Source organism: Pseudomonas sp. USTB-Z (assembly GCF_019691255.1).
Lineage (GTDB): Bacteria > Pseudomonadota > Gammaproteobacteria > Pseudomonadales > Pseudomonadaceae > Aquipseudomonas > Aquipseudomonas alloputida.
The window spans coordinates 1-431 of the sequence record NZ_JAECZP010000086.1; the positions used below are offsets into that span (position 1 = coordinate 1).

Sequence of the window (431 nt, forward strand, 5' to 3'; positions counted from 1 at the left end):
GCGGGCGGCACCAAGTCAGCCGAGGTGACCGAGCCCGGTTGGGATACGTTGCCGGCGGCGTCGGTGAGGGTGACTTGCAAGGTGCTGCCGTCGTTGACGGCAGGGTCCAGGGCGATGACGAAGGTGCCATCTGCAGCGACGGTGCCAGTCGCGCGGATGTTGCCTGCCGCATCACGTACCTGCACGGTAGAGCCGGCTTCGCCTCGACCGCTAAGCTGGCTACCGGCAAGACCGATCACCAAGTCAGTCGGGGCTGCGGGTGGCGTGGTATCGATACCGTCGATATCCGGTGCGGTAACTGCGCTGCTTGGCGATGTGTTGCCAGCGGCATCGGTCGCCGTGGCTTGCAGCACTTCGCCGTCAACTTGTGGCGGGTTGAGGTTGAGGCTGAACACGCCGGTCGGGCCGACCACGGCAGTGCCCAGTTCGGT

1 protein-coding gene is annotated in these 431 nt (G+C 65.9%); it reads right to left on the reverse strand.

Annotated elements, in window-relative coordinates; translation table 11 throughout:
* Positions 1-431 (reverse strand): Ig-like domain-containing protein (locus tag I8746_RS26970; protein ID WP_259674216.1); only part of this gene is annotated, 431 nt, incomplete at both ends.